This window comes from Neptunomonas marina (assembly GCF_004005935.1).
Classification (GTDB): domain Bacteria; phylum Pseudomonadota; class Gammaproteobacteria; order Pseudomonadales; family Balneatricaceae; genus Neptunomonas; species Neptunomonas marina.
Genome location: NZ_SACQ01000025.1, coordinates 1 through 523, shown reverse-complemented (window position 1 = coordinate 523; position 523 = coordinate 1). Strand labels below are relative to the sequence as shown.

Sequence of the window (523 nt, the reverse complement as noted above, 5' to 3'; positions counted from 1 at the left end):
CCAATTTCGCCACCCGCGCGGGTGGAATCGGGCAAACCGCCGATTTTAGCCTGCCGCCGGCACCCCCCGGCCACCCCCGTCATCCCCAGGTCCGCCGCCGTCCCGCCGCACCCGGAACCAGGCCGCGTACATGGCCGGCCGCGCCAGCAGCGTCAGCGCCGTGGCCACGATCAGCCCGCCCCTGATGGCCACCGCCATCTGCCCCCAGAACACGCTGCGGCGCAGCGGGATCATCGCCAGCACCGCCGCCGCCGCCGTCAGCACGATGGGGCGGAAGCGCCGCACCGCCGCCTCGACGATGGCGTCCCAGGTGGGCACGCCGCGCTCCCGGTCCTGCTCGATCTGGTCGATCAGGATCACCGAGTTGCGCATGATCATGCCGGACAGCGCGATCACGCCCAGCAGCGCGACGAAGCCGAACGGCCGGTTCAGCGCCAGCAGCGCCGCCGCTACGCCGGCAATGCCCAGCGGCCCGGTCAGGAACACCAGCATCGCCCGGCTGAAGCTCTGCAGCTGCAGCATC

The 523-nt window shown here is 72.5% G+C and carries 1 protein-coding gene; it reads right to left on the bottom strand.

Features of this window, described 5'->3' with window-relative positions; translation table 11 throughout:
- Positions 1-45 precede the first annotated feature (45 nt).
- Positions 46-523 (bottom strand): efflux RND transporter permease subunit (locus EOE65_RS17885; RefSeq protein WP_164847160.1); only part of this gene is annotated, 478 nt, incomplete at its 5' end.